We start from the raw sequence: 18,328 nt of genomic DNA on the forward strand, positions 1-18,328 counted from the left end.
GCGGGGCGTATGACAACGCTTTCGCGGCCCCGGCACACCGCGAGGTTCGCGCCATGATCCTGGCGATTGTCATCTCCGCAGTCACCTTCGTGCTATCCGGCGCGCTTCACTATGCGATTGTCTCAGGCGCAATCCGCCACCTCGGAGCTGCGAGCTATCATCGCGGCCGCAAACTTGTCACTGCGCTTTGCGTCTCGGGGATTGCGCATCTCGCGGCGGCCAGTCTTTACGCCCTCGCTTATGGCCTGGGCCGCGCCCTAGAGATAGGTGATCTAAGCGGTGATACGCCGACGACAGCCATGGACGTCTTTTACTTTTCGCTCGTCAGTTACACCTCACTCGGTCTTGGCGACATTGTTCCAACCGGCCATTTGCGCTTCGTCGCCGGTGTCGAGGCGCTGAATGGTTTTCTGCTCATCAGTTGCTCGGCGGCGATGCTGTTTCTGTTCATGACGGAGCAGAGCGAGGAACGCAGGCAATGAGCCCCCCCACACACGCTTCAATACAGTTGCACCTGAAATGTTTGGCGCGCGCCTGCGCCTATCAGGGAAAGAACTCGGCCACGCGTATTATTGAGGAATGGGGGCACAAATGACCAATCTGGTAAAACGCTATGGTCTGATCGGCATCGCCATCGTCTTCCTCGCTGCCGCGATTGTCGGCTGGACACAGCTACGCAACCCCCATGAAGAGCGCGGCCATATCGAAGTGTTCGGTAATGTCGATGTGCGCCAGGTCAATCTGGGTTTCAAAGTTCCCGGGCGCCTCGCCGAAATGATGGTCGATGAAGGCGACAAGGTCGCTGCAGGTGCAGTTGTCGCAAAACTCGAGCCGGTTGACTATGAAAATGAAGTGAAACTCGCGCAAGCGCGGGTCGCACGGTCTCAAGCTGCGCTCAGCGTTCTGCTCGCCGGCTCCAGGCCCCAGGAAATCGCCCAAGCTGAAGCGCAGCTCGCCGCAGCAGAAGCGGCTCTAACCGTTGCTGAAACCACCCTGTCGCGGCAGGAGTTTCTTGCCGAGCGAGATATCGCCTCACACCAGGCACATGAGGAAGCCGAAGCGCGGCAGGGCGCGGCCATTGCGCAGCGTGATGCCGCCGCAAAAGGCTTGGAGCTGGCGCGCATCGGACCGCGCTCTGAGGATATCGATCAGGCGCGTTCGGTGCTGGCCGCCGAGCAAGCCGCTCTCGCCCTGGCAGAGCAACGCGTCGCCGATACGATGCTGACCGCCCCAAATGAAGGCATCATTCTGACACGTGTTCGCGAGCCGGGCGCAATCATCGGCGCAGGCGAAACCATTTATACCTTAACCTTGACCTCGCCGGTCTGGGTGCGCGCCTATATTGAAGAGCCAGATCTTGATTTAATCCAGGCCGGTATGGACGCCGAGGTGCGCACCGACTCCGGACGCGTCTACACAGGGCAAATCGGGTTCATTTCGCCGGTCGCCGAGTTCACGCCAAAGACGGTCGAAACCCGGTCATTGCGAACCAGCCTTGTCTACCGCGTGCGCATCATCGTTGAAGATCCAGAACACCGCCTGAAACAAGGCATGCCGGTTACAGTCATGCTCAGCCCCGACCGGGATGTTTGAGCGTGCCGGGCCCGCTGATCCAGATAGATCAACTCAGCAAGCGCTTTGATAAGGGCGCCCTTGCGGCGCTCGATTCTGTTACGGCCCATGTCAATGCAGGGGAAGTCACTGGTCTGGTTGGTCCCGATGGGGCTGGAAAAACCACATTGCTGCGTCTGATCGCAGGCTTACTGGTTCCCTCAACCGGTAAGATCACTGTCAACGGTCTGGATCCTGTCACCGATAGCGGAGCGGTTCACCGGATTGTGTCCTATATGCCCCAGCGGTTTGGGCTCTACGAAGATCTGAGCGTCCAGGAAAACCTGACGCTGTACGCTGATCTGCGGTCAGTTCTCGGGTCAGACCGCGAAGAGGCCTTCGAGCGGCTTTTGGGATTTACAGGCCTCGCACCGTTCACAAATCGGCTGGCTGGAGCGCTTTCCGGCGGCATGAAGCAAAAGCTTGGCCTTGCCTGCGCCCTCATCAAGAAACCCGACTTGCTGTTGCTTGACGAACCAAGCGTTGGCGTCGATCCGATCTCACGGCGAGAGCTTTGGCGCATGGTCTATGAACTGGTCGATCAGGGGATTGGCGTCGTCTGGAGCACGGCCTATTTGGATGAAGCTGAACAATGCGCCCGCGTGCTGCTCCTGAATGAAGGCGCCTTGCTTTATGCAGGCTCGCCGCAAGACCTCACAGACCGTGTCGCCGGTCGCACCTACCAGATCCGGCATATCGACACCGATCGCCGCGAAGTCCTAAGCGAAGCAACAAAGCTGGCAACCGTGATTGACGGCGTTATCCAGGGAAGCCGCGTGCGTCTGGTCATGGCCGAAGGTGCCGATCCGCCAAATCTCGCGCCGCTGAACGCGGGCCTAGCAGCTGAAATCTCGCAAATCCCGCCGCGGTTTGAAGATGCCTTCATGGATTTAATTGGCGGCGGATTTCGGGCGACCTCACCTTTTGCCGATCGAGAGGATAGCGCTGCACATACTATGAATCAGGTGGTAGAGGCACGCGCGCTAACGCGGCGGTTCGGGGATTTCACAGCCGCTGATAAGATCAGCTTCGAAGTTGGGCGCGGTGAAATCTTTGGCCTGATTGGGCCCAATGGCGCTGGCAAGTCGACCACGTTCAAAATGCTGTGCGGCTTGCTTCAGCCGAGCGAGGGCTCGGCGCGTGTGGTTGGCCTTGATTTGCAAAACGCCCCAAGCAAGGCGCGCGGCCGGATCGGCTATATGGCTCAAAAATTCTCGCTCTATGGCGATCTTAGCGTACAGCAGAACCTCGATTTTTTCGCTGGTGTTTATGGCCTGACAGGCAAATCCCGCAAAGACGCCATCTCACAAATGATTGAGACGTTCGGGTTTGCTGACAGGCTGGATGTCAACGCCATGGGGCTGCCGCTTGGCTATAAGCAACGCCTGGCGCTCGCCTGCGCGGTTATGCACGATCCGGATGTCCTTTTCCTTGATGAGCCGACATCCGGTGTTGATCCACGCACGCGGCGAGAGTTCTGGACTCATATCAATGCGATGGTCGCCAATGGCGTCACGATCATGGTGACAACGCACTTCCTGGATGAGGCGGAATATTGCGACCGGATGGCGCTGATTTATCGCAGCAAGATGATCGCCAGCGGCTCACCAGATGAGTTGAAAGACCGCGCCCGCGCAAGCGGCATGATGGACCCAACGCTTGAGGATGCGTTCATCGCGCTGGTTGAGCAGAGTGATCGAGAGCGCGAGGCGGCATGAAGGACCGCGAACCCCTTGCGCTGCGGTGGCGACGTCTGACCGGCCTGATCGTAAAGGAGTCGCGCCAGGTTTTGCGCGACCCGAGTTCCGTCTTGATCGCGGGCGTGATGCCGCTCTTGCTTCTCTTCCTGTTCGGCTATGGCGTAACCTTTGATCCACGCCAACTTGATGTCGCATTGGTGGTTGAGCAGCAGTCATCGGAAACTGCGAGCTTCCAAGCCTCGCTTGAAAACTCAACCCTGTTCGAGGTCGAAACGGGTCCGGATCGTCGCTTGTTCGAGCGCGCGCTGACACTTGGTGAATTGGATGGGTTAATCGTGCTGCAAGCCGATTTCGCGGAGAAAGCGTTTCGGGCCGAAGGCGCGCCTATTCAGGTTATCGTGGACGGTGGTGATCCGAATACGGCATATCTGGTCAGTGGATATGTCGAGCTCCTATGGGCCAACTGGCTGGAACAGGAATGGATCAGCCGGGGACGACCGGCCTTGGCGCCAAGTGTACAGCTGGAACCACAAGTCTGGTTCAATCCGGAGATTTCCAGCCGAAACTATCTCGTGCCGGGATCGATCGCGATCATTCTGACCACAATTGGCGCGCTCCTCACCGCCCTGGTCGTCGCACGCGAATGGGAGCGTGGCACGATGGAGGCATTGCTCGCGACGCCGGTTGGTATCGTGGAGCTGCTGATCGGCAAACTGGTGCCGTATTTTCTGCTCGGGCTGGGCTCCATGGCGCTCGCCGTCATCACAGCCGTGCTTTTGTTTGGTGTGCCGTTTCGGGGTTCCCTCGCCGTCCTCATTTTGTCCTCATCGCTCTTCATGCTGTGCTCGCTCGGTCAGGGCCTTTTGATCTCTACCGTGACCCGCAACCAACTGGTCGCCGCGCAAACCTCAGTTTTAACCGCCTTCCTGCCCGCTTTCTATTTTTCGAACTTCGTATTCGAAATTGACAGTATGCCCCTCGCACTGCGCCTGATCAGCTATGGCGTCCCCGCGCGATACTATGTCTCGACCTTGCAAACTGAGTTTCTCGCAGGCGACGTCTGGAGCGTTATCGTTCCGGATCTGATTGGGCTCGGCGTGTTCGCGCTCATCATCTTCGCTCTCACGGCGCTGACCACGCGCACGCGTCTGGAATAGCGTCATGTTTCAACGCATCTGGTCTCTCATTATCAAGGAGCTTCTCGCCAGCGCCCGCGACCCGCAAACCCGCTGGGTCGTGCTGTTTTCGCCGCCTTTCCTTCTGGTGATTTACGCCTTCGCCATTACCCAGGAAATCTCGAGCGTCACGCTCGGCGTGCACACCCAGGATCGCGGCGTCGAGGCGCGAGAACTGATCAGCAGATTCGAGGGTTCAACAACGTTCGAAGAAATTCTCTATCTGCGTCGCGACGCCGACATCACCGCGGCAATTGATTCTCGTTCGGTCGATTTGGTCTTGAGGATCGGTCCGGACTTTTCCCGGCAATTGGAGCGCGGTGAACCAGCGAACGTACAGCTCATTCTGGATGGCCGCGCCTCCAACGCCGCCCAAATTCTCGCAGGTTATTCTGGGCGGATCGTCCAGGATTTCAACGAAGATCAAGCGACCGCGCTCGGTGTGCCGACCCTCACCAAGGTCGTGACCCGTGTTTGGTACAATCCAAATCTCGATCCGCTTTGGTCAGCCGTACCAGCGCTGTTTGCCGTCCTGACCGCGATTGTCGGGTTCATGGTCTCGGCCCTGTCCATCGCACGCGAGCGCGAACTTGGCACATTCGAGCAGCTGCTTGTGTCGCCGCTCAGGCCAACAGAGATTCTGATCGGCAAGGCGGTGCCGGCTCTGATGATCGCTTTGGCAAGCGCGACAGCAATGCTGATCCTTGGCTGGCTGGTTCTGGATGTTCCCCTGCGCGGGTCTCTGCTTCTGCTTTATGCCAGTATGATCATCTATCTCGCCGCGATCATCGGGATTGGTCTGTTTATCTCTTCGCTCGCAGCGACACAGCAACAGGCGGTCATCGGTCTTTTCATCTACATGATGCCAGCTGTCCTGCTCTCAGGGTATGCAACCCCGGTCGCCAATATGCCCGATTGGCTCCAAGCTTTGAACGAGTCCAATCCGATCATGCATTTCATCGTGATCAGCAAGGCCGTCTATATGAAGGACGCGCCAGCTGAACTCTTCTTCCACCATACCTGGCCCATGGCGGTTATCGCTGTCGTGACCCTTACCGCAGGCGCCTGGCTGTTTCGCAGGCGCGTGTCCTGAACCAAAAAGAGTCAAACTAGAGGATCAATCAAATGTGTCTGTCAGCAGAAGTCAGTTTCATCGCCGCCGCAGGGCTTATCCCGGCAGGCGCGCTTAGCATGCGCCAGGCCTGGCGGGGCGACCGGCGCTATTTGCCACTGGCAACCCTGCCACTCCTGTTCGGACTGCAACAGCTTGCTGAAGGCGTTGTCTGGGTTGCCGGCGCCGGCCAGAATACCGAGCTCATTGCCACCGCTTCACTCATTTATATGTTCTTTTCCTGGCTCGCATGGCCTGTCTGGATTCCGGTCTCGACTTTCGCCTTGGAGCCGGCGAAGCGAAAGCCCTACTTCCTCATATTCGTGATTGTCGGCGCGATGCTCGGCGCCTTGCAATATGTGCCTTACTTCGCGCATGCGGATTGGCTCAACACGCGCTTCCTCTCGCACGTGATCATCTATGAAGGTACTGAGCTGCTGGACTTTGTTGGCCGCCGAGAAGTCACTTATGCAATCTATATATCGGTCGTGATCTTGCCATTGTTGCTATCATCCGTGCGCGGTGTACGCATCTTTGGCCTGCTGGCGCTCGGTGTGCTCATCACCACCTATACATTCTTTGCATATGCCTATGTGTCAGTTTTTTGTTTCGGCGGTGCTTTGATGTCGTCCTATCTCGTCTGGATGATGTTCAAGGGCGATGGCGCGCCGCGACGCCGCTTAGAAGGTTCATTCGAGGCCGTATGAGGTCTTAGAGATAACCGCTGGTCCCTCCAATATCGGCCGGGGGTTTTGAAGCGTTCACTCGCGAAACGGAAACGCATCACAAATCGTTTTCCGAGGGGGCGCGCGAGATGTCGCGTAATACAAATCAGACGCTAAAGAGCTGGTTTTTGGAGCGCTCCAGAACTTGCGACCGCGTCCACAAGGCCGACGCCGTATATCAGTTTGCTCCTTGTCTGAGAGGACCAATACTCATGCCGACAAGAAGACAAACACTCTGGGGAATCGGTGGTGCAGCGGTTGCAACCGTCGGCGGCCTATCCCTGCTATCTAACTTGAGAAGCCATGCCGGGCCCTCAGCATCAGCGGTCCAATCCTCCTTCAAACTGCCTGAAAGACTTAAAGGAACGCGGAAGGGGGCTGAAACAGTTTATGATCTCCAGCTTCAGACGGGCACCTCGAATTTCTTGGAAGGTTTGAAAACCGAGACAATCGGGATCAATCAACCGTATCTTGGCCCATTGCTTGAGATGCAGTCGGGTGAAAGGGTCAAACTAAATGTCCACAACACGCTCGATGAAACGGCGACACTTCATTGGCATGGCTTTCACCTGCCAGCGAGGTTCGACGGCAATCCGCATCAGGCAATTGCCCCAGGCGAAACTTGGTCAGCTCAGTTCGTCGTTCGCCAGAGAGGCGGACTCTACTGGTACCATTCGCACGCGCATAAACGCTCAGGCCCGCAAGTCTATCGCGGGCTGGCCGGACCGATCTATGTTCGCGACGAAGAAAGCGACGCACTGGATTTGCCAAGCGAGTATGGCGTAACCGACCTGCCCTTGATTGTTCAAGATCGCGCCTTCCAGCGTGATGGTCAGCTTATTTATGGCACCTCGATGCATACTTTGATGATGGGTATGCTCGGAGATACGCTTCTGGTGAATGGCGCGATCGACCCTGTGTTTGAATATACAACCGACCTGCTTCGGCTGCGCCTCCTGAACGGATCGAACGCCCGCATCTACAGATTTTCATTCAATGATGGTCGCAGCATGCGCCAAATTGCCAGCGATGGCGGTCTGCTAGCGGCACCGGTGCCTCTGACAGATATTATCCTCTCTCCTGGTGAGCGTGCAGAGATTCTCGTTGACCTCAGCAACGGTCAGCCCGCTCAGCTTGTCGCCCATCCAGTCCAGAATTCGATGATGGGCGGGCGCATGATGAGAGGCCGGATGGGCAATCGCCAAATGAGAGGGTCGGGTCCTGAGTTTCCGGTTCTATCGCTGCTGCCAGCGCCTACGCGGCGATCAGCCGAGCCGGTGCCAGAAAAACTGCTACAATTGCCTAGACCAAATCCAGCTGCCGCCGTTCGAACGCGCAGATTTGTCATGAACATGCCGATGGGGATGATGGGAGGAGGTTTTACGATCAATGGCAAGACAATGGATATGAACAGGATTGATGAACGGGTGAAACTGGACACCAGCGAAATCTGGCAGATCGAAAATACCTCGATGATGGCACATCCATTCCACATCCATGATGTACAATTCAGGATACTTGACCGAAACGGTCGTCCGCCGTCGGCGGCAGAAAGCGGTTTGAAGGATACCGTTCTTGTCGCACCTGGCGAAACGGTTCGGCTTCTGCTCGCATTTTCCGACTATAGCGACCCAAACACCCCTTATATGTATCACTGCCATATTCTCGAACATGAGGATGCTGGTATGATGGGTCAATTCACTGTGGAAGCCTGACGATGCTTTGGGCCTCACCAGTTAATGCTCTTCAATCACAGTGTGTAACGCGCTCAGCAAGATCAAAATCGTTTGGATATCTAATCCCGCGAGCAAGGCGATGCTTATCAATAGGGTGAATTTCGGTATGGATAGGGTCTGCATGACATGAAGGCTCCGTTGATCGGGCCGCCCTTCATGGGCAACCCATGTCACAGTGTCGCGTGATATGTTGTGCCGGATATGCGGATGAATTGCGGAAGAGATGCGGAGCACATGCGCATATGAAGAAACAAAGCTTTGGCGCCGCACTGGGCGCGCTGATTAAGCAAAAACGAACGATCCTTGGTCTGACGCAATTGCAATTGTCTGAAGACGCTTACCAATCGCCGAGCAAGGTCCGTCGCATCAGCGAGCTCGAGAGCGGCACGGTTGCGAATCCACATCCCAAGACCATCGATCCATTGATTGTGGCTCTCAAAATCAGTGATGAAGAACTCGCCCAGTGTATGCGCGCAAGTGACTTTCAACCGGATGCCGACCTTGAAGACGCCTGCCGAAATGCCGGCAACCTGATCGACGCCCTGCTCTATCAGTTCGAACATGACAATCCAGATGCGAGTTTCGGCGAGGTCGACTCATTTCTAAAAGCCAAGGCGAGAGACTGGCGCGAACTGCGAGACCGCATCCAAACGCTCGAAGGTGCAGAAATCGAACTAACAAGGCTGAAAGACAATGCCACAGCCGCCCTGGAACAAGGCGACTTCGGGGCAGCGGATGAATACCTCGAACAGGCTGAGGCACTGCGCCAGACTGAGCATACGCTGAGCGAGATCCGCAAGCTCGCAGCCATTCGCATCGCGCGCGGTGATGTCAAACTCCTCAGTGGAGACCGTCAGGGCGCATATGATGCCTATGTGGGCGCAGCAGATTTCTTTGGTGCCTTCGACATGGATGAGTTGATCCATACCCTGGATGTCGTGGCCAACCGAATCTATGAGGCGGGCCGCCGCTCTCTCGACAGCCATTTCCAAGTCGCCTCTGACCTGCTCGACAAGGCGACAGAAGCCAGGCTTGACCAAGGAAACGAACAATCTGCGGCGCAATTCAAATATAAAGCGGCACTTATCACCCGAAACCAAGCGCTCAAGGAAAGTCGGGATAAAGCCAGCGACCTGATCGACCGCGCGATCCGTTTGAACCGCGAGGCCAAAGCTGTTCTTGTTCGCGGCGAAGATGCCTTTTTCGCCGCTACAACACAGATCAATCTTGGCAACTGCCTGATGGATAAGGGCAAACAGCTCGGCGGTGAGGCAGGGCTCATCTATTTTGACGAGGCCATTGTGTTATTTGAAAAAGTGTTGGCGCACAAAGGGATTGAACAGGATTTCCCTGAACTCGCATGTCACGCCAGCAACAATCTCGGAACGGCGCACCTCGCAAAATCCGAAAACAACGATCTCGAGGCGCTCAACGCAGCACTCGAATCATTTAGACATGCGACAGCACTTAGCGCACAGGCCAATCAGCCCGACATTTGGGCTGCGGGTCACGTCAATACCGGCAACGTCTTGGCGAGCTTGTCTGATCTCAACGAGAACGCTGATGAGAAGGCGTTCATGCGCATACAAGCAATCGCCGCTTATTGCAGCGCTATCGAAGTCTATCCGCTGTCTTTCTTTCCTTACCAGTACGGCCACACCCAATATGGATTGGCGACGATATTACAGGCTCACGCCATGGCGCTGCAGAACGAATTGACGGAAATGTATCTATTGCGCGCCATCGGCTCATATGAAGAAGCGTTGAAAGTCTTCTCCGAAGACAGTGATCCACTGATGTGGGCGAGGATCCAGACCTATCTGGGGACAATCTACGCCGCCCATTCAGAGCTCGACGGCATAACCAGTGTTCGCCACGATTGTGAAACCGCCATCACCCACTTCCAAAATGCGTCGTCTGTATTTGAAGCTGAGGGTTATACTGAACAGCTGGCAACATGCTCCCGAGCCGCCAGAACGATGCAGCAAAAGCTGGATGCTGTGCCACCGATCTAGAACACCTAATTTTTGCAATCGTAGAAACCACTTTAGCGCTTCGTCCTAAACGTCGCATTCGCGTTGCGTTTACACATTGGCAGCTCTCCTTTATCACATGACTATGCGTCGATATTGGATATCACTTTTTTGCATCATGTTTCTGATGTCGGGTTCGCTTGTAACAGCGGCTCACACAATGGCGCATGCCCAATTGTCGGACGAAATTCTCGCTGACATCGCTTATGAGAAAGCTCATGAGCACGGTGCGCATGAAGACAGCTCGGATCACGATGGCTCTTCTCAACACCATAAGCCATCTGACCATAAGGGTGATCACGGCGCCGAGCTTCACTTCACTGCGCTTGACGTGATGCAACCTGCACTCGACCCGCCAAGTCTACCTGCAGCGCTGAAAGCGTTCTACAGCGACAAACAACATCCGGCGCCGCTGCTGCCACCCGACCCCGACCCTGACCGCGCCTGACTCTGAGCTTCGCTGGCTGACCTCCTTGTTCGCCGGCCAATTGTTCTTTGTCAGGAGTTTAAGGTTTCATGTCATTCAAACTATTTGGGCTCGCCTCTGCGATGGCCCTGTCTGCTGCGACCGCGCAGGCACAATCTGACCCGTGCGGGGATGCGATCAGTGCTGGTGATGCGATCTCCCTTGAGCAGGCCACGCGGCAGGCCCTTGCCGCTGATCTCCGGCCCGAGCTTGCGATTGCTGGCGTGCGAGCAGCTCGTTCCGAACGGGCGATTGCAGCCCTGCGTCCAGCCGATACAGTCTCTGTTGAAATTGAGGATTTTCCGGGCACAGGCCTCGCAAGCAATATCGACAGTCTCCAGATAACCGGTAGTTTTTCGCGGGTCTGGGAACGAGGAGGCAAGCGCGAGGCCCGCGAAGCATTTGCGAGCAGCGGCGTAGGCCTCGCACAAGCGGCCACCGCGATGGCCGCCTATGACATCCGCGAAGAAGTCGAAACACTTTACCTGGAAACGGCGATCGCAGAGGAGCAGATCGCTCTTGCCTGCGACAGAGTGCGGATCGCTCAGGATCTCGAAGCCGCGGTGCAGAAGCGCGTTGATGCGGCGCGCGATCCCGAATTGGCGAGAGCGACGGCTATATCTGATCGTCTTCGGGCTGACGCCGATGTTCGTCGTTATGCAGCGAAGGCGGAGAACCTTCGAGCAGCGCTTGGGGCTTATTGGCAGGCGGGCGCGGACATTCGGATAGAGCCGGATATTCTCGATACTCGCCTCATTCCGCGCCTCCTTGATGTGTCAGCGCTTTATTCACCTGAACTCGAACGCCTCGATGCCGAACGCTTGCAAACCGCAGCACGAATTGAGCTGGACCGCAAACAAGCAATCCCCGATGTGACCTGGAGCGTTGGTGTCCGGAAATTAGGAATTGAGGATGATCTCGCCGTAATCGGTGGAGCTTCCATTCCCTTAGGGTCGAGCATTCGCAGCGATACGGCGGTCGCTCGCGCCCGCGCCGAGCAGCGCCGCATCGAAGTTCAGCGCGATGTTCTTCAACAAGATTTGCTGCGCCGGGCGGTTGGCTATCAGCGAAACGCAATCACCGCTCTCGAACAAATAGAGGAAATCGACACCGCGTTGCTACCAGCCGCGACAGAAGCGGTCGCGCTAGCTCGCGACGGTTACGCGCGCGGGGCTTTTTCCTATCTCGACGTGATCGGCGCTCAACGCGCCGTCGCCATCCTGCGCGAAGAGCGCCTGGCACATCTTCGAACCTACATATTGAACGAAGCGGCACTGGCGCGGCTGGCACCCCCAGCAGACGTGCCAACAACCCGCCTGGAGACTCCACAATGACAAAACTTTCTAAATTTGTTGGCATGCCGCTGGTTGCCACAATTCTGGCACTTGCGCTTGGGGGATGCGACAGCGCCTCAAGCTCGGGAGCGGCGTCCAGCGATGCACAGGGCGCAAAGGTCGAAACGGAAGAAGAGTATGCGCGTGGTCCAAATGGCGGGCGGCTGCTTGAAGATGACGGGTTTGCTCTTGAGATGACCATTTTCGAAGCTGGCGTTGATCCACAATACCGCATCTATCCCTTTAAAAACGGCGAGCCCATCGATCCGGCAAGCGTTGATCTGACAGTAAGCTTGCACAGGCTCGGCGATGTCGTTGACACCTTCAATTTCACACCCCGCCAAGATTATCTCATGGGCGACGGCGTGGTGACCGAACCCCACTCATTTGAAGTGGAAACCGAAGCTCAGTTTGAGGGCAAAAACTTTGCGTGGCGATACGATTCTTTTGAAGGGCGCACAACGATCCCGGACGATATTGCAAATGAGGCTGGCGTGGTCACGGAAGCCGCAGGGCCGGGCATTGTAAGAGACCTGCTCACTTTATCAGGCGAGGTCACGCTGGCGCCATCGGCAACCTCTTCGGTGCGCGCCACCTATCCGGGACCTGTCCGCTCTGTCAGCGTTGATGTCGCCGACAATGTTCGCCGCGGGCAGGCGCTCGCACGGATCGAGTCGTCCAGCAGCCTGCAGGAATATACAGTTGTTGCGCCAAAATCAGGCACCATCCTGGAGCGCCATACCAATGCGGGCGATGTGGCAGGTAGCGAAGCGCTTTTCGTAATCGCTGACTTCTCTCAGATGGAAGCCTATCTGCATGTCTTCCCGCGTGACGCGGCGCGGGTAAAGGTTGGCCAGAGCGTTCGCCTCGGCGTTGCGGGCGGTGAGATGACCGTCGAAGCTACGATTTCTCGTTTTCTGCCAATGACGGGCGCAAATTCTCAGACCCGCATCGCAGTTGCCAAGATTCCTTCAGAATCGGGACTCCAGCCAGGCATGCGTCTGATGGCTGAGGTCGTTGTGGCCGAACATGAAGTGCCACTCGCGGTTCGGGAAACCGGCCTTCAGAGTTTTCGCGACTTTACAGTCGTCTATGCCAAGGTCGGCGAGACTTACGAAGTGCGCATGCTCGACCTTGGTCAACGAGACGGCGAGCGGGTTGAAGTGCTTGGGGGCCTGCGCCCCGGCGAAACCTACGTCACAGAAAATTCCTTCCTCATCAAAGCCGACATCGACAAGTCCGGCGCCAGTCACGACCACTAGGAGACGGACATGCTCGAACGGATTATTGAATTTTCCATCCGCCAGCGCTGGCTGGTCATGGCGATTGTTCTTGGCCTTGCAGGGTTGGGTATCTGGAATTTCAACCGGCTGCCGATCGATGCGGTGCCAGACATCACCAATGTCCAGGTTCAGATCAATACAGAAGCGCCAGGCTTCTCACCGCTTGAAACCGAACAACGGATCACATTTCCAGTCGAAACGGCCATATCCGGGCTGCCGGGGCTCGATTACACGCGCTCTGTTTCACGATATGGTCTAAGTCAGGTGACGGTCGTGTTCGACGATGGCACGGATATTTATCGCGCGCGGCAACTCGTTTCGGAACGCATTCAGTCCGTACAGAGCGCCTTGCCGCCGGGTATTACACCCGAACCCGGCCCGATCTCGACGGGGCTTGGTGAAATTTACATGTACATTATTGCCGCTGAGCCAGGCGCACTGAAGGCAGACGGTAGGCGTTGGTCTGCTATGGATCTTCGAACCCTCAATGACTGGGTCGTGCTTCCGCAATTGCGCACAGTCGAAGGCGTGACTGAAGTCAACACGATTGGCGGATTCAAAAAGGAAATCCATATCCTGCCTGATCCGGCTTCCATGGCCGGCTTCGCCATCTCTCTTGATGACATCATGGCTGCGGTCGAACGCAATAATGCCAATACCGGCGCAGGCTATATCGAGCGAAATGGCGAGCAGAACCTGATCCGTGTGCCGGGTCAGGCCACAAGTCTCGATGACTTGCGCGTGATCAGCGTTAAAGACACCGGGGTTGTCACCGTCCGTCTCGGCGATATCGCAGAGGTCCGAGAGGGCGAAGAACTACGCACGGGTGCAGCTACGCAGAATGGCGAGGAAATCGTCCTCGGAACCGCCTTCATGCTGATCGGTGAGAATAGCCGTACAGTTTCGGTGGCGGTGGACGACAAGGTCGATATCATTCGCCCCGGTCTGCCGGAGGGTGTGACGATCACGCCCGTCTATAATCGAACCAATCTCGTCGATGCGACGATCAAGACCGTTGAGAAGAACCTCGCTGAGGGTGCGCTGCTTGTCATCGCCGTCCTGTTTCTTCTCCTCGGAAACTTTCGTGCAGCCCTTTTAACAGCTGCCGTCATCCCACTCGCTATGCTGATGACGGTGACCGGGATGGTGGAAAACAAAGTCTCGGGTAATCTGATGAGCCTTGGCGCCCTCGATTTTGGACTGATTGTCGATGGCGCCGTGATCATCGTCGAAAATTGTCTCAGGCGATTTGGAGAAGCGCAAAAGAAGCTGGGACGTCTTTTGACCCGCGATGAACGCTTTGAGCTTGCCGCATCAGCATCAAGCGAAGTGATCAAGCCGTCTATCTTCGGCGTGATCATTATCACCGTTGTATATCTGCCAATCTTCGCGCTGACCGGCATTGAAGGAAAAATGTTCCACCCGATGGCGTTCACTGTCGTGATCGCTTTGACCTCGGCGCTTATCCTGTCACTCACCTTTGTGCCAGCCGCAGTTGCGCTGATTGTTCGCGGCAAAGTTACTGAAAAGGAAAACTACGTCATGCGCGGGGCGAAATCGCTGTACCACCCAGCGCTGCGCCTCGCGCTTCAGGCGCGCTATGCCATCGTCATCCTTGCATTGGTGCTTGTCGGCTTTGCCGGATGGGGCGCGACCAAGCTCGGTTCAGAGTTTATTCCGAACCTTGATGAAGGCGATATCGCACTGCACGCTCTGCGTATTCCAGGCACCAGCCTTACTCAAGCCATCGACATGCAGGAAATGCTTGAGCGCAAGATCAAGGAGCTGCCAGAGGTCGAGCGTGTCTTTGCCAAGATCGGGACGCCTGAAATTGCGACCGATCCAGTGCCGCCAAGCGTGGCCGACACATTCATAATTTTGAAACCGCGCAAGGACTGGCCTGATCCGCGCAAACCGAAACCAGACTTCGTCGCTGAATTGCAGGCCGCCGTGGAGTCCATTCCTGGCAGCAAATACGAAATCACCCAGCCGATTGAGATGCGCTTCAACGAACTGATTTCAGGTGTCCGGGCCGATGTCGCGATCAAGCTCTATGGCGACGATCTCGACACGTTGGCAGAGCTTGCTGAATCAGTTGAGGGCATTGTTGCAAGTGTACCAGGCGCGGCCGACGTGCAGTATGAACAGGTCACGGGACTACCGATCCTGTCAATTCATCCTGATCGGGACGCGCTCTCACGCTTCGGACTGGATGTTGGCGATGTCCAACGCGTAGCGGGAATCGCACTCGGCGGCGAAGTGGCGGGTCGGTATTTCGAAGGCGATAGACGCTTTGATATCGTTGTTCGTTTCCCTGAACATCTGCGCACCGATGTCGCTGCGATCGAACGCCTGCCGGTGCCCCTCCCGGAAAGCCGCCGGTCGGAAAATGGCCCGATGTTCGTGCCGCTATCGGAAGTGGCCCGAGTGGACATTGCGCCGGGGCCCAATCAGATCAGCCGGGAAAATGGCAAACGCAAACTGACGGTGACCGCCAATGTGCGAGACCGCGACCTTGGATCATTCATCACAGACCTTCAGTCACGCATGGCGCTGGATGCCGAACTACCGCCCGGTTACTGGGTCGAATATGGCGGGACCTGGGAACAGCTTGTGTCCGCAAGTCAACGCCTGACTATCGTTGTGCCAATTGCATTGCTAACAATATTCGGGCTGCTGCTGATGCTATTCGGGTCATTCCGGGATGCTGGCATTGTCTTTACCGGCGTGCCTCTGGCTCTGACAGGCGGCGTTGCCGCGCTCGCCCTGCGTGATCTGCCGCTCTCGATTTCAGCCGGCGTCGGCTTCATCGCTCTATCGGGTATCGCCGTGCTCAATGGTGTCGTCATGCTCAGCTTTATCCGGCAAAAGCGTGAAGATGGCGCAACATTGGATGACGCCATTTTTGAAGGCGCGCTACAGAGATTGCGGCCCGTGCTGATGACCGCGCTTGTTGCCAGTTTGGGGTTTGTCCCGATGGCGCTCAATGTTGGTCTCGGTAGTGAAGTCCAGCGCCCATTGGCGACCGTCGTCATTGGCGGCATCATATCAGCCACTCTGTTGACCCTGCTGGTGTTGCCCGCGCTCTACCGAATTATTCATGCCGGCGAGTTGCGGTCAGCTGAAATAAGGGACGACGCGGCCCTTACCCCAGCGGAGTAAGGTCATGAGCTACTTCATCCTCAAGGCTGTACTATCCGGCACCCTGATTGCGGTGATCTCCGAGATTGCAAGGCACTATCCGGGGCTAGGCGGGCTGATCGCTTCTCTGCCGCTGATTTCGCTTATGGCCATTGTCTGGCTTTGGCGGGACACCGGCGGCGACATCCCGCAGGTCGCGGCTCATGCCCGCGCAACGCTCTGGTATGTCATTCCGAGCCTGCCATTCTTTCTCATCCTGCCGGGATTGATGGAGAAAGGGGTCAATTTCTGGATCTCTTTGCTGGCGGCGTCCTTTATCACCATTTGTTTTTATCTCGCTGCTGTCTGGCTCGCTGGACGCTTCGGCATCACTTTCGAACAAGGACAATAGTCATGCGAGCAATGCCACTCTTGCTGTTCGCCCTGGTCTTCATTGCGTTTCCGGGGGACGCTTTAGCTCACGCGGTTGCAGAAGGCGACAAGGGATACATTCAGGAGATTACGGGCGTAAACCTAATCTCATTTCTGTATCTCGGTGCCAAGCATATGGTGACGGGATACGATCACATACTGTTTCTGCTGGGTGTGATTTTCTTCCTCTACAAGATGAAGGACATTGGCATTTATGTGAGCCTGTTCGCCATCGGTCATTCAACGACAATGCTCGCTGGTGTCTATTTCAATTTCGGCATCAACAGCTATCTGATAGATGCCATTATAGGGCTGTCCATCGTCTATAAGGCGCTCGACAATATGGGGGCCTATCAGCGCTGGTTCGGCGTGCAGCCCAACACCAAAGCGGCGACACTGATCTTCGGATTTTTTCACGGGTTTGGATTGTCATCCAAGATCCTCGACTATGAAATTTCTCCCGATGGTCTTCTACCCAATCTGCTGGCCTTCAATGTTGGCGTTGAGGTTGGACAATTGCTGGCGCTTGGGGCGATTCTGATCGTTATGGGCGCCTGGCGCAAGACACCGAGCTTTCTGAAGCATGCCTACACCGCAAACACCGTCATGATGGCCGCAGGCTTCCTGCTGATCGGCTATCAGCTGACGGGCTATTTCGTCGTCTAGGAGGACACACTTATGTACAATACCGATATGCCGACGCGCGCAGAATTACCGTCTACGCGCCAACTCATAAGGTCTACTCTGATCGCCATCGCTGCGGCTGTTGCCCTCCTTATCACCGCCGTTTTGCCCGCTGAGTATGCCGTCGACCCAACTGGTATCGGCCGCGTTCTTGGTCTGACGGAAATGGGTGAGATCAAGCAACAACTCTCAGCAGAGGCCCAGGCTGATAATGCGGCCGGATCAATTCCGATGCCGACCGATCCGGCACCGGCTTCTGTGTCTGAGCCGTTGAGCGAAGGGGTCGCTGAAGACACGGCCGCGGCTGATCTTGCTGGTGTTCAGGTCGAAGATGAGCGCACCTGGAACGACGAAACCACACTAACGCTGGCACCAGGCGAGGCTGCGGAGGTAAAGCTTGTTATGAATGCTGGCGACGCGGCAACATATGAATGGACAGTCAGTGCGGGTCACCTCAATTCCGATCTCCATGGAGACGGTCGTGGCGGTCAGTCGATCAGTTATCGAAAAGGTCGGTCTGAGGCTAGTGATAGCGGTGAACTGACAGCTGCGTTCGATGGGTCCCATGGCTGGTTCTGGCGCAACCGTAGCAATGTCAGCGTTGACCTCACCCTCAATACACGCGGCGCGTATAGTGAGGTAAAGCGGGTCCTCTGATAATCACTACCTTTGTCGCTTGCAGCACGCTTCTTAATGAATTGGGGACGTGAGACGAACTGATGAAACCAACAATGGAAACTGCCTTGGTGATCACTAGGTTGATGGTAGATGTTTTCGCCGGTTTCACGTTTCGTTGAATTGTGAGCGAAGCCAAATGGCCTGTTATCAGCCCAAGAGGGACGCATGATGCTGAATAACAAAGGGCGACCCTTGGCGAGAAGTGTTCCTGGTCTGCTCCCCGGAAAGTGGTCCATTGTT

The 18,328-nt window shown here is 56.3% G+C and carries 15 protein-coding genes; all 15 read left to right on the forward strand.

From position 1 onward, the window contains the following. Positions 1–53 precede the first annotated feature (53 nt). Positions 54–482, forward strand: a complete 429-nt coding sequence (locus HY36_RS11105; protein WP_035552488.1) for a potassium channel family protein — start codon at positions 54–56, stop codon at positions 480–482. Between the two features lie 109 nt (positions 483–591). Beyond that, positions 592–1,593: an efflux RND transporter periplasmic adaptor subunit gene (locus HY36_RS11110; RefSeq protein WP_035552490.1), complete on the forward strand. Its 1,002-nt coding sequence runs from the start codon at positions 592–594 to the stop codon at positions 1,591–1,593. Between the two features lie 2 nt (positions 1,594–1,595). Next, entirely contained in the window at positions 1,596–3,329 is a 1,734-nt protein-coding gene (locus HY36_RS11115) for an ATP-binding cassette domain-containing protein (protein ID WP_035552492.1), read from the forward strand. Continuing rightward, positions 3,326–4,468: an ABC transporter permease gene (locus HY36_RS11120; protein WP_035552495.1), complete on the forward strand. Its 1,143-nt coding sequence runs from the start codon at positions 3,326–3,328 to the stop codon at positions 4,466–4,468. The genes HY36_RS11115 and HY36_RS11120 overlap by 4 nt, the downstream gene beginning before the upstream one ends. A gap of 4 nt (positions 4,469–4,472) precedes the next feature. After that, positions 4,473–5,579, forward strand: a complete 1,107-nt coding sequence (locus HY36_RS11125) for an ABC transporter permease (RefSeq protein WP_035552498.1) — start codon at positions 4,473–4,475, stop codon at positions 5,577–5,579. Between the two features lie 32 nt (positions 5,580–5,611). Then, a complete protein-coding gene (locus HY36_RS11130; protein ID WP_051602722.1) occupies positions 5,612–6,304 on the forward strand; it encodes a DUF6629 family protein in 693 nt (230 codons plus the stop codon). Between the two features lie 230 nt (positions 6,305–6,534). Next, positions 6,535–8,037, forward strand: coding sequence for a multicopper oxidase family protein (locus HY36_RS11135; protein ID WP_035552501.1), 1,503 nt, complete (start codon positions 6,535–6,537; stop codon positions 8,035–8,037). A 263-nt stretch (positions 8,038–8,300) separates the two neighbouring features. Next, positions 8,301–10,073 (forward strand): helix-turn-helix domain-containing protein, encoded by a 1,773-nt coding sequence (locus tag HY36_RS11140; protein ID WP_035552504.1) that lies wholly within the window; start codon positions 8,301–8,303, stop codon positions 10,071–10,073. Positions 10,074–10,218: 145 nt separating this feature from the next. Next, positions 10,219–10,539, forward strand: a complete 321-nt coding sequence (locus tag HY36_RS11145; protein ID WP_155841866.1) for a hypothetical protein — start codon at positions 10,219–10,221, stop codon at positions 10,537–10,539. Between the two features lie 68 nt (positions 10,540–10,607). Beyond that, the gene (locus tag HY36_RS11150; protein WP_035552508.1) at positions 10,608–11,891 is read left to right on the forward strand and encodes a TolC family protein; all 1,284 of its coding nucleotides are present in this window, start codon (positions 10,608–10,610) and stop codon (positions 11,889–11,891) included. Next, positions 11,888–13,153, forward strand: a complete 1,266-nt coding sequence (locus HY36_RS11155; RefSeq protein WP_035552511.1) for an efflux RND transporter periplasmic adaptor subunit — start codon at positions 11,888–11,890, stop codon at positions 13,151–13,153. Before HY36_RS11150 ends, HY36_RS11155 begins: the two co-directional genes overlap by 4 nt. 9 nt (positions 13,154–13,162) lie before the next feature. Next, positions 13,163–16,336 (forward strand): efflux RND transporter permease subunit, encoded by a 3,174-nt coding sequence (locus HY36_RS11160; protein WP_051602723.1) that lies wholly within the window; start codon positions 13,163–13,165, stop codon positions 16,334–16,336. A gap of 4 nt (positions 16,337–16,340) precedes the next feature. After that, complete coding sequence (locus HY36_RS11165; RefSeq protein ID WP_035552513.1) at positions 16,341–16,706, forward strand: DUF3147 family protein; 366 nt, start codon at positions 16,341–16,343, stop codon at positions 16,704–16,706. Positions 16,707–16,708: 2 nt separating this feature from the next. Further along, positions 16,709–17,392 (forward strand): HupE/UreJ family protein, encoded by a 684-nt coding sequence (locus HY36_RS11170; RefSeq protein WP_051602724.1) that lies wholly within the window; start codon positions 16,709–16,711, stop codon positions 17,390–17,392. A 12-nt stretch (positions 17,393–17,404) separates the two neighbouring features. Continuing rightward, complete coding sequence (locus HY36_RS11175) at positions 17,405–18,067, forward strand: hypothetical protein (RefSeq protein WP_035552515.1); 663 nt, start codon at positions 17,405–17,407, stop codon at positions 18,065–18,067. Positions 18,068–18,328: the final 261 nt, after the last annotated feature.

Origin of the sequence: Hyphomonas atlantica corrig. (assembly GCF_000682715.1) — a bacterium.
Taxonomy (GTDB): domain Bacteria; phylum Pseudomonadota; class Alphaproteobacteria; order Caulobacterales; family Hyphomonadaceae; genus Hyphomonas; species Hyphomonas atlantica.

Bases quoted from the DNA above. Each gene is read 5' to 3' on its own strand.
- HY36_RS11165 (WP_035552513.1), top strand. From the start codon at position 16,341: ATGAGCTACTTCATCCTCAAGGCTGTACTATCCGGCACCCTGATTGCG.
- HY36_RS11175 (WP_035552515.1), top strand. From the start codon at position 17,405: ATGTACAATACCGATATGCCGACGCGCGCAGAATTACCGTCTACGCGC.
- HY36_RS11140 (WP_035552504.1), top strand. From the start codon at position 8,301: ATGAAGAAACAAAGCTTTGGCGCCGCACTGGGCGCGCTGATTAAGCAA.
- HY36_RS11105 (WP_035552488.1), top strand. From the start codon at position 54: ATGATCCTGGCGATTGTCATCTCCGCAGTCACCTTCGTGCTATCCGGC.
- HY36_RS11160 (WP_051602723.1), top strand. From the start codon at position 13,163: ATGCTCGAACGGATTATTGAATTTTCCATCCGCCAGCGCTGGCTGGTC.
- HY36_RS11155 (WP_035552511.1), top strand. From the start codon at position 11,888: ATGACAAAACTTTCTAAATTTGTTGGCATGCCGCTGGTTGCCACAATT.
- HY36_RS11130 (WP_051602722.1), top strand. From the start codon at position 5,612: ATGTGTCTGTCAGCAGAAGTCAGTTTCATCGCCGCCGCAGGGCTTATC.
- HY36_RS11120 (WP_035552495.1), top strand. From the start codon at position 3,326: ATGAAGGACCGCGAACCCCTTGCGCTGCGGTGGCGACGTCTGACCGGC.
- HY36_RS11170 (WP_051602724.1), top strand. From the start codon at position 16,709: ATGCGAGCAATGCCACTCTTGCTGTTCGCCCTGGTCTTCATTGCGTTT.
- HY36_RS11150 (WP_035552508.1), top strand. From the start codon at position 10,608: ATGTCATTCAAACTATTTGGGCTCGCCTCTGCGATGGCCCTGTCTGCT.
- HY36_RS11145 (WP_155841866.1), top strand. From the start codon at position 10,219: ATGTCGGGTTCGCTTGTAACAGCGGCTCACACAATGGCGCATGCCCAA.
- HY36_RS11125 (WP_035552498.1), top strand. From the start codon at position 4,473: ATGTTTCAACGCATCTGGTCTCTCATTATCAAGGAGCTTCTCGCCAGC.
- HY36_RS11110 (WP_035552490.1), top strand. From the start codon at position 592: ATGACCAATCTGGTAAAACGCTATGGTCTGATCGGCATCGCCATCGTC.
- HY36_RS11135 (WP_035552501.1), top strand. From the start codon at position 6,535: ATGCCGACAAGAAGACAAACACTCTGGGGAATCGGTGGTGCAGCGGTT.